Origin of the sequence: Bradyrhizobium sp. CCBAU 53421 (assembly GCF_015291625.1) — a bacterium.
In the GTDB taxonomy this organism is placed as follows: Bacteria; Pseudomonadota; Alphaproteobacteria; order Rhizobiales; family Xanthobacteraceae; genus Bradyrhizobium.
Window position 1 is genome coordinate 713,299 of record NZ_CP030047.1, and the last position, 15,838, is coordinate 729,136.

Annotated in this window: 9 protein-coding genes; 1 reads left to right on the plus strand and 8 read right to left on the minus strand. The window is 65.2% G+C overall.

Going from position 1 to position 15,838, the window contains the following annotated elements; genetic code table 11:
* Positions 1-56: 56 nt before the first annotated feature.
* The 3 genes from XH92_RS03245 to XH92_RS03255 all read right to left on the minus strand — a co-directional run bounded on the left by XH92_RS03245 (position 57) and on the right by XH92_RS03255 (position 3,647).
* Entirely contained in the window at positions 57-755 is a 699-nt protein-coding gene (locus XH92_RS03245; RefSeq protein ID WP_371817931.1) for a DUF2270 domain-containing protein, read from the minus strand.
* A gap of 99 nt (positions 756-854) precedes the next feature.
* Entirely contained in the window at positions 855-2,405 is a 1,551-nt protein-coding gene (locus tag XH92_RS03250; RefSeq protein WP_194457947.1) for an AMP-binding protein, read from the minus strand.
* A gap of 87 nt (positions 2,406-2,492) precedes the next feature.
* On the minus strand, positions 2,493-3,647 hold the full coding sequence (locus XH92_RS03255) for an iron-containing alcohol dehydrogenase (RefSeq protein WP_194457948.1): 1,155 nt from the start codon (positions 3,645-3,647) through the stop codon (positions 2,493-2,495).
* Positions 3,648-4,658: 1,011 nt separating this feature from the next.
* Here XH92_RS03255 and XH92_RS03260 point away from each other — a divergent pair.
* Positions 4,659-4,961, plus strand: a complete 303-nt coding sequence (locus XH92_RS03260) for a hypothetical protein (RefSeq protein WP_246788199.1) — start codon at positions 4,659-4,661, stop codon at positions 4,959-4,961.
* 3 nt (positions 4,962-4,964) lie between these two features.
* Here the strand turns inward: XH92_RS03260 and XH92_RS03265 are convergent, their stop codons facing one another.
* From XH92_RS03265 to XH92_RS03285, 5 genes are all read right to left on the minus strand, one after another.
* Positions 4,965-5,513 (minus strand): GNAT family N-acetyltransferase, encoded by a 549-nt coding sequence (locus XH92_RS03265; protein WP_246788201.1) that lies wholly within the window; start codon positions 5,511-5,513, stop codon positions 4,965-4,967.
* A 7-nt stretch (positions 5,514-5,520) separates the two neighbouring features.
* Positions 5,521-6,051 (minus strand): phage tail protein, encoded by a 531-nt coding sequence (locus tag XH92_RS03270; RefSeq protein ID WP_194457950.1) that lies wholly within the window; start codon positions 6,049-6,051, stop codon positions 5,521-5,523.
* Positions 6,052-6,063: 12 nt separating this feature from the next.
* The gene (locus XH92_RS03275) at positions 6,064-6,582 is read right to left on the minus strand and encodes a phage tail protein (RefSeq protein WP_194457951.1); all 519 of its coding nucleotides are present in this window, start codon (positions 6,580-6,582) and stop codon (positions 6,064-6,066) included.
* A gap of 12 nt (positions 6,583-6,594) precedes the next feature.
* Positions 6,595-7,062 carry a phage tail protein gene (locus tag XH92_RS03280; RefSeq protein WP_246788203.1) on the minus strand — a complete coding sequence of 156 codons (468 nt, stop codon included), beginning with the start codon at positions 7,060-7,062 and terminating at the stop codon, positions 6,595-6,597.
* Between the two features lie 359 nt (positions 7,063-7,421).
* The gene (locus XH92_RS03285; protein ID WP_194457953.1) at positions 7,422-15,461 is read right to left on the minus strand and encodes a cadherin domain-containing protein; all 8,040 of its coding nucleotides are present in this window, start codon (positions 15,459-15,461) and stop codon (positions 7,422-7,424) included.
* Between the last annotated feature and the right edge of the window lie 377 nt (positions 15,462-15,838).

Below are 15,838 nucleotides of genomic sequence, written 5' to 3' on the forward strand. Positions count from 1 at the left end.
TTGTTGAGGCAAGGTTAGGGGAAAAGTCCGCCAGCGGCAACGCGGCTTGCGCCACCTCACCCCATCGCGATCAGATTATGACGCGCCCGCCGGTCGGCGACCTCCATGCGTTGCGTGACAAAAGCGAACAGCGCCCAGCTGGAGTGGAAGGCGACGCCGGCCAGGACCACGATGGTGCCGGGAATCGGGCCGATCGAGGCGCGGTCCCAGATCGCGCTCATCTCGGTGAGCGGCAGGGGATGGATCGCCAGCTTGCCGTAATAGGCGATCGCCTGGATCGCGAAGATCCAGCCATAGGTCCGGCGCAGCCGCCGGCCAACCGCGCGGGCAAAGCTGATGTGATACCTCGGGCGGCGGTAGTCGTTGGCGAGCAACTCGGTCCAGGACGCGTTCGGCGTCGGACCTTCGCCGCGAATCATCGGCGCGTAGAAATCGGTTTCGAGCAACCGCGCCCGGGCGCGCCAGACGTTGAAGTAGCGATAGCGCCGCGCCTCGAACAGCAGGAAGACCGTGACCAGCAGCCCGACCAGCACCATCGGCAAGGGCGAGGCCTCGGCGTTGCTGTAGGTCGCCGACAGCGCGATCCCGGTCGTGACGACAGCCCAGTTGGTCGAGCTGTCGAGGCGGGTGCGCCAGACCGTGCTGCGGTAGACCTCGCCGCGATAGAGGTGGGCGAGCGCACCGATCTCGGCGGCAGTGAATTCGAGCCTTCCGGCCTGTACCGGCTCCGGCTCGCGCGGCTGGGGCGAGGGCATGGCGGCCTCCGGCGAAGCTGGCTTGCGATCCCGCAGCATAGCGCGAAATCCGCGCGACGGGCGAGTTAGTTACGCCGCCCGGCGCGCCGCATCGCCTGGTCACACGATCCGCGAGGTCTTGTTGCCCCAGTAGCGATCGCGCAGCAGGCGCTTGTAGAGTTTCCCGGTCGGCAGCCGCGGCAGTTCGGCCTCGAAATCCACCGAGCGCGGCACCTTCTGGCGCGACAGCGAACTTGCGCAGAAGGCGATCAGCTCCTCGGCGAGCTCCGGCCCCGGCGCGATGCCGTCGACCGGCTGCACCACTGCCTTCACCTCCTCCCCGAGATCGACATTGGGCACGCCGAACACCGCGGCGTCGGCGACCTTGGGATGGGTGATCAGGAGGTTCTCGCATTCCTGCGGGTAGATGTTCACGCCGCCGGAGATGATCATGAAGGTGGCGCGATCGGTCAGATAGAGGAAGTTGTCGTCGTCGACATAGCCGACGTCGCCGACCGTGCTCATGCTGCCGTCCGCCGAGCGGGCCTCGCTGGTCTTGGCCGGATCGTTGAAATACTCGAACGGCGTCGCGGTCTTGAACCACACCGTGCCCGGCGTGCCCTTCGGGCAGGGCTGCATGTTCTCGTCGAGGATATGCAAATCGCCGAGCAGCACCTTGCCGACGGTGCCGCGATGCGCGAGCCATTCCTCGCTGTTGCAGGCAGTGAAGCCGAGGCCCTCGGTCGCGCCGTAATACTCGTGGATGATCGGGCCCCACCATTTGATCATGTCGTCCTTGACCAGCGCCGGGCAGGGCGCGGCGGCATGGATCGCGATCTCGAGCGTCGACAGGTCGTAGCGGGCGCGAACCTCCTCGGGCAGCTTCAGCAGCCGCGAGAACATCGTCGGCACCAGCTGGCTGTGGGTGATGCCCCATGTCTCGACGAGCTGGAGATAGCGCTCGGGATCGAAGCTCTCCATGATGACGACGGTGCCGCCCATCCGGATGGTGAGATTGACCGCAGCCTGCGGCGCCGAGTGATAGAGCGGTGCCGGCGACAGATAGATCATGCCTTCGCGGTAGTGCCAGAGCTTGGTCAGGAAATCGAACAGCGGAAGGTTTTGCGACGGCGGCTGCTCGGGCAGCGGCCGCACGATGCCCTTCGGCCGGCCGGTCGTGCCTGACGAATAGAGCATCGCGGTGCCCGCATATTCGTCCGCGATCGGCGTCGCCGGCAGCCCCGCGGTGGCCTCTCGCAGTCCGACGATACGATCGCCTTCACTGTCGCCGTTGACCACGATGCAGAGCTCGACCTGCGGGCACTCCTTCAGCGCCTCGCGCGCGATGTCGAGCTTCAGCTTCGAGGTGATCAGGATCCGCGACTGGCTGTTGGTCAGGATGTAGGCGAGCTCGCCCGGCGTGAGGTAGGAATTGACGCAGGTGAAGTAGAGGCCGGAACGTTCACCGGCACCGCAGGCCTCGAGGTAGCGATTGTTGTTCTCCATGAAGATCGAATAGTGGTCGAGCCGCTTCATGCCGCGGTTGCGGAACAGATGCGCGAGGCGATTGCTGCGCGCCTCGAGCTCGCGATAGGTGACGATCTCGCCGGTGCTGGCCATGATGAAGGCCGGTTGCAGCGGGCGCAGGTAAGCATGCTTGCCGGTATACATCGAAGCTCAGATCTCCCCTCGGTCCTTGCCTTGCGTCTTGTTTGAACATGATCCGGAAAACCGGTTCCCACTTTTCCGGATCATGCTTTATGCGGCCATCGCCAGAATCTCGCGGACCTGGGATGGACCGTCGATCTTGCGCGGATTGCGCGGCACCCAGGGCGTGCGCATCGCACCCGCCGCGATGCGGTCGAAATGCTCGGGGCCAACATGGACCTCTTGCAGGCTGCGCGGCATGCCGAGGTCGCGGATGAAGCGGTCGAGCAGGTCGCCGGCGTCCGCGCCCGGATGCCCCATCGCGGCCGCGACCAGCGCCTGCCGGTCAGCATTGTCGCGCTTGTTCCAGCGCATCACCGCCGGCAACATCACGCATGAGGTGTAGCCGTGCGGCACGTCGAACTCGGCGCCGAGCACGTAGCCGATGCCATGGCTCGCGCCCATCGGCACGCCCGAGGCGAGCGGTCCGGTGGACAGCCAGGTGCCGATCTGGCAATCCATCCGCGCCGGGATGTCCTTCGGATTGGCCTTCACCCGCGGCAGGCCGGCTGCCAGCATCTCGAGTCCCTTCAGCGCCTGTGCGTCGCCGTAAGGATGCGCCTCGCGCGAGCAGATGCCCTCGACGCAATGATCGACCGCGCGGATGCCGGTCGACAGGAACAGCCAGTCCGGCGTGTGCACCGAGATATCAGGATCGAGAATGGTGGCGCGCGGCATCACCAGGGGATGGCGCAGCATCTCCTTCTGCCGCTTGGCCTCGTTGGTGACGCCTGCGATCGAGGAGAACTCGCCGCCGGCGATCGTGGTCGGCACGCTGATCTGGCGCACGACCGGCGGATTCATCTCGGGCGAGACGCCGCCGCGGGTGCGGATGGTGTCGATGCCGTCTGTCGTTGTGACGTTGTTGGCGAGGCAAAGCTGCACCGCCTTGGCGCCGTCGGTGATCGAACCGCCGCCGATGGTGACGATCAGGTCGGCCTTCGCATCACGCGCCTGTTCCGTCGCGGCGATGACCGCGGCGCGCGGCGTGTGCGCCGGCATCCGGTCGAACGTGCCGACGCAGCGGGCGCCGAGCGCTTGGCGAACTTTCTCGATCTCGTCGGTTTCGCGGTTCAGCGTCCCCGACACCATCAGGAAGGCGCGCTGGGCGCCAAGCCGGTCCAGTTGCTCGACGATGGCCTCGCGGGCGGGCCGCCCGAACACGACCTCGTCCATGGCGCCGAATACGACACGGCCTCGATGCACGCGCGTCTCCTCTCTCAAGATGGCCCGCCTTGCCGGCGGCCGTTTGTGGGGAGGTTAGCGGAGGAAATCGGGGCCGTCATCTGGGGTGTGGGTTGCACAGTCGAAGGCTCAGCATTCACCGCCGTCGTCCCGGCCTAGTGCGCAATTGCGCACGGGGGCCGGGACCCATACGCCGCAGCAGACGTGGTGAACGGGACTCGTCGTTCCGACATCGGGCAACGACTTGCATCTGGGGTTATGGGTCCCGGCCCCCGCCGGGTCGACATCGAATATGTGGCGCTCACTTGAGTCATACATCCGCATCCTCGCGGCGCGCTGCACCCGAGTCTTGCGTTTACTTGCCTCCCCCTGGAAGCAGAGGGCGCAGGGAAGACCGGGTGCCGATCGCACCCATGGGCCCCGAGCAGTGGGTAGGAAGCTCGGGGGTAGGACCACAGGTGTAACCGGGAACAACCCGGCCTTCCCTGCGCGATGGGCTACGGCTTACTTCGTGCTCTCCCCGGCGAGACTGGGCTTGCTTGTCACCGTCTTCGCAACGCGCGACCTGCGCAATCGGAAAAAGACACCTGCCGTTAGGGCGTCAGGACCACACGACTTCACCGTCCGCTTCGTGCGCGTTCGTCAACTGCGCAGTCCGCGTCCACCGCATCTCGACCCGCGTTCGTGACGACCGCGAAGCGCCCCTCGTGTCGGGCGAGACGGGCAGACCATATACTGAGTCGTGTTTCTGATAAAGCGAAATATTTCTGCGGCGGGGGCTTGCCACGTCGGGCAACTCAATGGCACGCGCGCGTGAGGTGAGCAACGGCGGACGGGTTCCCTCTCCCCTTGCGGGAGAGGGTTGGGGTGAGGGGTCCATACGACGAGCTTTCTCCATCTCGCTTATGGCCCCGAGAGGCGTGCTCACCTCACCATCGATCGCGCTCAGCCGAACGCGAATGATGGCCGGCAGAAATCTTGACGGCAACATCGCGACGTGTGTTACACCTCGAAAGCAACAGGGGCGTGCGCATGACATCCACCGTCGATCTGGCCAAGCTGCACATTGACGACTTCACGCCGCATCAGGGTGCGGAGTTCGGGATGCAGACGGCGGAAGGCGTCTTGGCGCTGAAGCTTGCCAAGGTCGAGCCCGTGGGCAACAGCGGCCGGCCGGGCGGTGCGTTCTCGCTGCTGTTCACGACGCCGAAGGGAGCGTGGCTGCCGCAGGCGATCTATCCGGTACGGCATCCGGAGCTGGGGGTGATCGAGATCTTCCTGGTGCCGATCGGGCCGCTTGCGGATGGCAACGGCTACCAGGCCATCTTCACCTGAAGGTCATGCGGCGCGGGAGCCGGGCCTGATCCAGCGCATCAGATCATAGACGCCCTTGTCTTCCTCGGTGATGAAGCCGAGCCGGCGGTAGAGCCGCATCGCCGGATTGAGCTTCTCGACATGAATCGAGATGTCCTTGCCGGCCGCATCAGCCTCGTCCATCGCATCACGCAGCAGCGCTTCGCCGTAGCCCTTGCCTCGATGCTCGGGAACGAAGGCAATGTCGATGATGCGGTGCTGGCTCGGCCAGCGCTCGATGTAGAACCGGCCGACGTCCTCATCCTCGCGGGCGATCACCAGCCAGTCGGCGTTCGGATAGTAGTGCTGGTAATGCGCGTGCTGGGCGCGGAATTGCTGATCGAGAAAGGCGGCCTTGTCCGCTTCGCTCCACTGCACCGGCGCCAGCTCCTCGGCTCGCGTCGAAGCATAGAGCCGGCCGAGGAACGGCAGGTCGGCCTCCGACAGGCGGCGAAAACCGCAGCCGGATCGAGCTGCGCGGGCCCAGCCGAATGCCGGAGTTGCAGACGCGTTTACGGGCACGTCGAACGCCAAGACGGCCTCAGCTTCTCGGCGGGTAGACGCCCTGCAGCGCAATGCAGAAGCTCAAGGTGAGATAGGGCATCAGATTGTTGTGCGGCAGGCCGGAGCCCGTCAGTCCGATCATGTCAGGGCTCATCTGCACCAGCGTGGGCGTCGGAGTGCCGGCGACATAGACCGCGCCGTTGACCGATCGCGCGATGCCCCGAGTCGGTGTCGGCGCGGCCTGGTCGGCCTCCAGGTTGATCGCCATCATGTTGTGCGGGTGCGAGGCGAGTTCCGATTGCAGCAGAGTTACCGTGTCGGAGCCGCCGCTCTCGCCGAGGTCGTACAGCGAGAGGCCGGGGCCCTGTCCTGGCGCCAGTGGCGCGTTGCCCTGCATGTTCGGAAGCGCGAAGTTCGACGTGCCGTTGCCGCCATAGGTGGTGCCGAGCAGCGAGAACAGCGCCGTGTTCTGCGAGATCGGCACAAGCTGACCGTTGCAGAAAGCCCAGCCCTTGGGGGCGAAGTTGAACGGAAAGATGCGGATCTCGGCGACGAAGGGGTCAGCCATGGTGTCGCGCTCCTAACTCTGGCTCGGGAAGATGCCGAACAGCGAAATAATGAAACCGACGCACAGGAAGGGCTGGATGTTGCTGTGCGGCTGGCTGCCGCCGGTCGGCCCGATCACCACCGGGCTCAGCGGCGTGGTCGGCGTTTGCTCCTTGTAGAGCAGCAGCGCACCGCTCATCTGGTCGAGCACGTTGCCTTGCGGGTTCGAGCTCGTGCCGGTGCTCTGCGATGCCATCATCGTGTGGGTATGTGCCGGGATGGTCTGCGTCGTCAGGGTGACTTGCTCGACGCCGCCGATTTCGCCCATCGTGAACGCGGTGCCCGCACTGAAACCAGTATGTACCGGCAGTCGGCCGCGAAGATCTGGCAATCCAAAGGTCGACTGGCCGTCGCCGCCATAGGTGGTGCCGATCAGGTTGAACAGCGCGTCATTTTCGGAAATCGCCAGCAGCCTGCCATCGCAGAACTGCCAGCCGGCCGGCGCGAAATTGCCGGCGAACATTTTGATTTCGCCGATAAACGGTTGTGGCATGAGAGGTCTCCGTCAATTCTGCGAAGGGAAGATACCCTGCAGCGCGATGCAGAAATTGATCGTCAGGAAAGGTTGCATGTTCTGATGCGCCTGGCTGCCGCCGACCGTGGAAATGCTGCCCGGCGTGAGCGCGGTCAGCGCCGCGGGCGCGGCGTACGCGTTGTTCAAGGCGCCGAGAACGTTGTTGGCCGGCACCAGAAGGGCGCCATTGGTGTTGGTGGCGTTCGCGACGTGAGTGTGCTGCGGCATTTCGTTGATCGAAAGCGTGTGCGCCTGCTCGCCACCGAGCTCACCGAGCACATGGCCGTTGCCGACATGCATCGGGGTGCGGCCCTGCAGATTGGGTAAGGCGAAGGTGGTTTGCCCGTTGCCGCCATAGACGGTACCGAGCAACGAAAACAGCGGCTGGTTCTGATTGATCGGAAGGACTTGCCCATTGCAAAAGGCCCAACCCTTGGGCGCAAAGCCGAACGACATCATGCGGATTTCGGAAAGAAACGGATCAGCCATGAGTCCCTCCGCGAATACGTCGTAAGATTTGTGAAAAATACAAGACAATGGTGCTGCGTCGTCAACATGTGCACGATAGCGTGTTTTGCACCAAGTGCAACCTCAACGATTGTGCCGCGTTGGCAATTTTCATTCAATCACCGGTTGAGCTTCGCGTCCGCGAGCCGCGACCACTGACTGCGGAACTCGCGTCATGAAACGGACGTTCGCGCGTGCTCGCTGCGCGACGATCGGAGTCTTCCGCTCCGGACAATTCGGATTCGATCGTGCCGAAAGAACAACGCCTGCCGAAGCGATCCGGCAGGCGTCGTGTTTGATACGGTGCCCGATCAGACGATCAGGTCGTGATTCACCTGTAGGTGGGCGTGATTGTCGGTCGGCGTGCCGCCCATCGCAGCGAACGCTGCCTCGTGGCCGGTCCACCACGGGGCTGCTGCATTGGAAAGGCCGCTGAACAGATCGGACAGGGTCTGGGTGTTCGCGCCGGGGTCCGCATGGCTTGTGGCGGTCGCGGTCGGCGACTGGGTGAACGAGAAGTTGAAGCTGTCATGACTGGCCAGGCTGACCTGCGAAGACGCAGTGCCCTGCGTGGGCATGACGTGCGGCGCAGCCGTGTTGGCATCAGCAGCACTTGGCAACCGGCGCTCGCCATCGGCCAGGTTGATGTACATCAGGTCGCTGGAGTGGCTCGGCGTCGTGTCGTCCGCCAGGCCGATGACGTGACCGAGTTCGTGCGCCACCGCGGTCAGAAGGTCGAGATGTCCGGCTGCCGCACTGGTCGGGTCGGCGAACAGGTCGGTCGCGGTCGCGGCATGGGCAAATTCGAAATTGTCTGATGGGGTCGGGTCGACGAACCAGCCGTGTCCGGCGGCGCCGGCATCGATCGTGATGTGGCCGTTCGATTCCGCGCTGATGACATTGCCGCCGAGACTGGCGACGCTGAACGTGACCGCCTTCATGGTGGCGAGCTGGCTTGCCGTCGCGCCGGCCGTAGCCCATTGCGCGATCGCCGCGGAGATGACGGAATTCAGCTCCGTCTGGGTGAGGTTGGTTTCGCCCGCCGTCGGCGAGGCCGCTTCGACGCCGCCCGAGACGGCGACCATGAACTGGGCGCCGCCGAAATAGCCGCCGCCCGCGGCGTGGGTGGGATCACCGATGGCCTGCGTCCCGACCGCCCCGTTTCCGGTGCCGGTCACAGTGTTGTTGGCCGCGAGGTAGTTCGCCACTGCGGTGAAATCATAGGGCGAACCGGCATAGTTGGGACTGCCGATCAAGCCGGTTTTCGAAACGCCCTCCTGCTCGAGGAAGACGCCGGCAACCAGGCCCAGGCCCGTGTTGCCGCCGAGATCGACGCTGTTCTTCAGCGCGCCGGCGCCCCCGATCGTGGCGTTCAGCAGGTTGTTGTCGCCGCCAACTCCGGTCGCCGATCCGTTCTGCACATCGATGCCGGCAAATCCGTTCGTCGAATCCAGCGTATCGATCGTGTTGCCCTGGATTACCGCGGTCATCGCTCCGCCGGCGCCGTTATGGTTCAGCGTAAAGATGCCGCCGACGACGCCGGAGATATGATTGTTGGTGATGGTCGTGCTCGACGTGCCCGCGCCGTCCTGGAAGACGTTGATGCCGATGCCCTGAGTGGAGCCGCTGCCGGCCACGCCTTGCGTGCCGATCGTGTTGCCGTCGATCGTGCCGGTGAAGTGCGCGTCGGTGCCGGTACCCTTGGTGACCGCGAGAGCGGCGCCGAGAGCGCCCTTGATGATGTTGTTCGCGATGTCGTAGGTCAGCGTGATATTGTTGGTTGGGCCGCCGCCGCCGATCGTGATGCCGCCGCCGCCGCTGACGATGTTCTGGTTGGTGTTGCTGAAATTGTCGCCCGTCATCACCAGGTCCGACGACACCGTGCCGAGCAGATTGAGCTGGAACATGTCGCCGCGCGCGGAAGTGACGGTCGAGTTCTGGATCGTGGCGTTGAACGTACCGCCGGTGGCCTCGAAGCCGATCGCGTCGTTGGACGCATTGCCGGCCGCGGAATTGGTCGCGAAGGTCGAGCCGGTCACGGTAATGCGATTCAGCGTCTGGCCGCCGTCGTTGAACACGTGCAGGGCATCATAGGCCGCACCGGTGAGGGTCGAGTTCGTGATCGACGCGGTGCCGGACAGGCCAGTGAAATAGACGTCGCCCTCGCCGATGCCGCCGACGCTGGTGCCGTTGGTGCCGGTCACCGTGGTGTGGCCGAGGGCAAAGCCGGTGACGCTGGTGCCGACGATGCCGTAGTTCTGGAAGTCATGCATCGTCATATAGGAGATCTGAACGTCCTTGGTGTTGTTCAGATAGATTCCGCTGCCCTGCGTGGTGCTGCCGTCGGCGCCGCTCTTGTTGGCGATGGTGCCGCCGCTGCCTGCCGTCGAGCCGTCGCCGGTGATATGCAGGCCGCCATTGCCGGCCGCGGTGCCGGTGTTCGACAGGATGATGCCGTTGCTGGACCCGCCGCTCGAGGTGATGCTCTTGAGGATGAGGTTGGACGACCCGATCTGGGTGTTCTCGACATCCAGCGCGGTGCCGGTCCCTGACGTGATGGAGTTGGCGCTGCCGGTCAGCGTGATGGTGCCGCCATGGGTGAAGCTCATGCCGGTGCCGCTGGCGGTCTTGATCGTGAGGTCGGACATCGTGACGGTGCCGACATTGTTGCCGTCGTCGCTGATGCCGATGCCGGTCGAGGCCGAGGTATCGATGCTGACGCCGCTGATGGTGTGGCCCGTAGTGCCGAGCAGGTCGATACCGTTGTCGGCGCCGGTGACATGGATGACCGGATCGGTGCCGCTCGCGGTGTTCGCCGTCACCAAAGCGCCGGTCACAGGATTGGTGAATGTCAGGGCGTGACTGCCGCCGACCAGATTGACGCCATTGGCGAGATTGATGCCGTTGGCTTCGGTGTATGTGCCGGATCTCAGCACGACGTAGTCGCCGGAGCCTGCCGGATTCGCCGCGTTGAAGGCGGCGATCGACGTGTACGGATCCGCGGCGGTGCCGAGATTGTGGCTGTTGGCCAGCGCCGTGGCCGAGTTGTCGATGTAGAACACCTGCGGCACGACGCCGACGTGGAAGGTCTGCGGACCGGAGGCCTGCGCGCCCGGTGTGCCGGTGTTGCCGTTGTCGTTGACGTTCAGCGTGACGGTATCCGAGCCGGTGAAGCCGTCGTCGCTGTTGTAGGTCAGTGTCGCCAACGCGGTGTTGACCTGCGCGATGGTGCCGGTGAGCGTGACGGTATGGCTGGCGTTGTTGGTGAAGCTCGCGAGCCCCGTGGTGTCGAAGCTCAGAGCGGCATGGCTCGAGCTGATCGTGGCCGTGATGTTGCCGCTGCCGGCGTCGACGTCGGCGACCGACAGGCCGGAGATCGCGAGATTGGTGTGCGAGAAGGCGGTGCCGATCGAGTTGTCCGCCGGCACCGCCGCAGTGGGCGCATCGTTCACGGCGGTTACGCTTCCCGTCGTCGATGCCGTACCGGTGTCGTTGCCGCCATTCGCGGTGCCGCCGTCATCGTGCACGGTCAGGGTATAGGACCGCGCTGTGGTGTCGGGGTTCTCGCTGGTGTTGTTGAACTGGATCAGGTCGAGCGCCGCATTGTAGTGCGCCAGCGTGTCGGTGCCGGTGAAGCTGATGGTTTCGGTGCCGGCCGTGCTGGTGATGTCGAAATGGATGCCGCCGATGTCGCCGCTGCTGCCGGCATGACCCGCGATCGAGAGCGAATCCGACGGCTTCAGATCGTTCAGCACGAAGGTCGCATCGGTCAGATTGTTGCCTTCGGCGTCAGTGATCGTCAGGTTCGGTGTGATCGTGACCGGCGTCGAGCTCGCCGCCGGCGTGCCGTTCGGCGGTTCGGTGAATCCGCTGATGGCGCCGAAAGTGATGACCGGCGCGTCGTTGACCGGCGTGACGTGAATTGTCGAGGTCGAGGTGTTGCTGTCCAGCGAGCCGTCATTGACCGTGAAGCTGACGGTGCGATCCGCCCCGGAGGGATTGTCGCTCGAGTTGAAATAGGTGATGGAATCGAGCGCGGCCTTGTAGTTGGCGACGCTGGAGGAGCCGGTCAGCGTCAGCACGCCGGTTGCGGCATTATACGATCCGGCGATGCCGTTCTGGCCGACGAAGCCCAGCACGTCCTGACCGGCGGCGAAGCCGCCGGTGATGGCAACCGTGGCGCCGACCATGTTGGCGCTGTCGACGTCGGACACGCTGACCGATGGATCGATCGCGGTCGCGACCTGGTTCTCGATGTAATTCAGCGTACCGCCGGCCGACGTGACCGGCGGATCGTTGACCGGCGTGACGTTGATGGTGTCGGTGACCGGCGTGGAGTTCGCCGCGCCGTCATTGGCGATGATCGTCACGGTGCGCGCCAGGCCCGACGGGTTGTCGCTGGTGTTGAAATAGGTCACCGAGGCCAGCGCGGCCTGGTAGTTGGCGACCGTGTCGGTGCCGGTCAAGGTCAGCTTGCCGGTCGCGGCATCGAACGTACCGGTGATGTTGGCGGTGTTGGTGAAACCCAGGATATCCTGGCCGTTGGCATAATTGCCGGTGATCTGCACCGTCGCGCCGGCCAGCGTGATGTTGTCGACGTCGGTGACGGTAATCGCGGGGTCGAACGCGGTCGCGGCTTGGTTCTCGGTGTAGTTCAAGGTGTGGCCGGCGGTGACCACGGGCGGGTCGTTGACCGGGGTGACGTTGATGGTGTCGGTGACCGGCGTGCTGTCGAGCGTGCCGTCATTGGCCGTGATCGTCACGGTGCGCGCCAGTCCGGACGGATTGTCGCTGGTGTTGAAGTAGGTCACCGAGGCGAGCGCGGCCTGGTAGTTGGCGACGCTGGAGGTGCCGGTCAGCGTCAGCGTTCCGGTCGCGGCGTCGAACGAGCCGGTGATGCCGTTCTGCGGGTTGAAGCCGAGAACGTCCTCGCCGGCCACATAATTGCCGGTGATGTGCACGGTCGCGGACACCAGATTGGCATCGTCGGCGTCGGATACGGTGATCGCCGAATCGATCGCGGTCGCGGCCTGGTTTTCCGTGTAGTTCAGGGTATGGCCGGCGGTCACGACCGGTGCCTGGTCGACGACGACCTGGATGGTGAAGGTCTGCTGGCTGTGCAGCGTGCCGTCGGAGGAGTCGACCGTGACGTCGTAGGACGGGTTGGCAGGATCGAAGACGATCTTGGTCGGATCGGCGACCGTAACCTTGCCGGTGTTGGGGTCGATGGTGAAGCCGCCGCCGGACGTGTCGCCGACCAGCGAATAGGTCACCGCGGGTCCGTTGACGTCGGTCGAGGACGCCGTCAGGTGGGCATAGCTGCCCACCAGCGCGCCGACCGCGACGCGGTTGGCGGCGCCGTCGCTGTCGACCGGGGTCGATGGCGCGACGTCGGTGACGGCAATGGTGAAGGTCTGCGAGCTCGCCAGCGTACCGTCGCTGGCTTGCGCGGTCACCGTGTAGGAATGGGTCGGGCCGCTGCTCTCGTAATCGATCTTGGTGGGATCGGCGACGGTGATGACGCCGGTCGTCGCGTTGATGGTGAAGCCGCCGCCGGAGGTGTCGCCGATCAGCGAATAGGTCACGGCCGGGCCGTTGACGTCGGTCGACGACGCGGTGATGCCGACGGTCGAGCCGGCGGCCGCGCCTTCGGCGATCGTATTGGTGGTGGCGTCGGCATCGACCGGGGTCGACGGCGCGGTGTCGTTGACGGCGATGGTGAAGGTCTGCGAGCTCGTGAGCGTGCCGTCGCTGGCTTGCGCGGTCACCGTGTAGGAGTGGCCTGCGCCGCTGCTCTCATAGTCGATCTTGGTGGGGTCGGCGACGGTGATGACGCCGGTTGTCGCGTCGATGGTGAAGCCGCCGCCGGAGGTGTCGCCGATCAGCGAATAGGTCACGGCGGGACCGTTGACGTCGGTCGCGGAAGCGGTGACGCCGACCGTCGAGCCGGCGGCGGCCCCTTCGGCGACTCTGTTGGCGGTGGGGTCGCTGTCGACCGGGGCCGACGGCGCAACGTCGGAGACGTTGATGGTGAAGGTCTGCGAACTCGCCAGCGTGCCGTCGCTGGCCTGTGCGGTCACCGTGTAGGAACGGGCCGCGCCGCTGCTCTCGTAGTCGATCTTGGTGGGGTCGGCGACGGTGATGACACCGGTCGCCGCGTTGATGGTGAAGCCGCCGCCGGAGGTGTCGCCGATCAGCGAATAAGTCACGGCCGGGCCGTTGACGTCGACCGCCGAGGCGGTGATACCGACGGTGGAGCCCGCGGCCGCGCCTTCGGCGACGGTGTTGGCGGCGATATCGGCGTCGACCGGCGTCGACGGCGCGACGTCGTTGACAGCGATGACGAAGCTCTGCGTGCTGGTGCCGCCCTGGCCGTCGCTGGTCTGCGCGGTGATGGTATAGCTGTGGCCCGCGCCGCTGGTTTCGTAATCGACCTTGGTGGGATCGGCGATGGTGACGACGCCGGTTGTCGCATCGATCGTGAAGCCCCCGCCGGAGGTGTCGCCGACCAGCGAGTAGGTCACCGGCGGGCCGTTGACGTCGATCGAGGATACCGTGACGCCGACGGTGGTGCCGGCAGCGGCGCCTTCGGCGACCGCATTGGGCGTGGCGTCGGCGTCGACCGGGGTCGATGGCGGCGCGTTGGTGACGTCGATGGTGAAGGTCTGCGAACTCGCGAGCGTGCCGTCGCTGGCGGTCGCCGTCACGGTGTAGGCGTGGCCGGGCGCGCTCTCATAGTTGATCTTGGTCGGATCGGCGACGGTGATGATGCCGGTCGTCGGATCGATCGCAAAGCCGCCGCCGGAGCTATCGCCCGTCAGCGAATAAGTGACGCCGGGACCGTTGACGTCGGTCGCGTGCGCGGTGATGCCGACCGTAGTGCCGGCGGCCGCGCCCTCGACGACATGGTTGGTGGCGGCGTCGCTGTCGACCGGGGTCGACGGCGCGACGTCGCTGACGCCGATGGTGAAGGTCTGCGTGCTGGTCAGCGTGCCGTCGCTGGCCTGCGCGGTGATGGTATAGGCGTGGCCGGGGGCGGTTTCGAAATCGATCTTGGTCGGATCGGCGACGGTGACGACGCCGGTTGCCGCATCGATGGTGAAGCCGTGCGTATCGCCGACCAGCGAATAGGTCACGGCGCCGCCATTGATGTCGGTGGCGTGCGCGGTGATCCCGACCGTGGTGCCGATGGCCGCGCCCTCGACCACCGAATTGACGGTGACGTCGGTATCGGTCGGCGCCGACGGCGGCGCGTCGGTGACGCCGATGGTGAACGTCTGGGTCGACGAGGTCGCGCCGGCGGTCGCGTGCACGGAGATGGTGTAGGCGTGGCCGGGCGCGCTCTCATAGTCGAGCTTGCTCGGATCGGCCACCGTGACGACGCCGGTATTGGGATCGATCTTGAAGCCGCCGCCGGAGGTGTCGCCGGTCAGCGAGTAGGTGGTTGCCGGACCGTTCGGATCGACCGCGGACGCGGTGATGCCGACCAGCGTGTTGACCGCGGCGCCTTCGACGACGCTGTTGGCGGCGGGATTGACGTCGACCGGCGTCGAGACCGGAACGTCGTTGACGTTGACCGTGAAGCTCTGCGAGCTGACGCCGCCATGGCCGTCACTGGCCTGCACGGTGATGGTGTAGGCGTGGCCGGGCGCGGTCTCGAAGTCGATCTTGGAGGAATCGGCGACGGTGACGACGCCGGTGTTGGGATCGATCTTGAAGCCGCCGTTGGAGGAATCCGCCGTCAGCGAATAGGTGACGCCGGGGCCGTTGACGTCGGCCGAGGCTGCCGTGATGCCGACCAGGGTATTGACCGCGGCGCCTTCGTTGACGGCGTTGGCGGCGGCGTTGCTGTCGACCGGTGTCGAGGGCGGCGCATTGCTGACCGCGATCACGAAGCTTTGCGACGAGACGAAGATGCCGTCGGTTGCCTGCACATTGACGACGTAGCTGCCGCCGGAGCTTTCGAAGTCGACCTTGGTGGGATCAGCGACCGAGACCACGCCGGTGTTCGGATCGACCTTGAAGCCGCCATGGGAGGAATCCGCGGTCAGCGAATAGGTGACGGGAAGGCCGATCAGGCTGCTCGACTGCGCGGTGATGCCGACCGAGGTGTTGGCTGCCGCGCCTTCGACGACGGTGTTGGTGCTGGCATTGGTGTCGGTCGGCGGCGCCAGGAAGCCCTGGACCGGCGGCCACAGCGTGCCGGGAGGGCAGCCGAGGTAGAGATATTGCAGACCATACGTGTCGGCGAACGCCTGCGCGGCCGGATCGAGGATGATATGTCCGGTCGGATCGAGGTGAAGCTCGGGGCGCGTTAAACCACCGATTGTATAGGCAGGTATGGTCGTCATGAGCGCTCCTGCGACCGGCGTGGAAGCCGATCAGTATTTACAATTGTTGGGGACGATGACGTGTGAAGCCATTCACACGTTGAAGTTGATCGCCCGCGACCGGCGATCGCGCCGAGTCGCCTGCAATTCGAGAAGACCGCGATGTCCGCGGAGCCGTGGCTGCAGCAAGGTCAAATGCGCTTGCCATTTACGTAGTCGCCTTCACATACTCGCGCCGCGACAAACACAATGAATGTTCGAGAAAAATGCGGCCGGCCAACAAAATTCATGCTTTGGCAACCATGACCGTATTGGCGATATTTCCGGGTGTCAATGTGTGCCCGGATGACAACCGCGCCGTTAACGATGATTTCGTCATGCAGCGAGAGGTAGAGTGG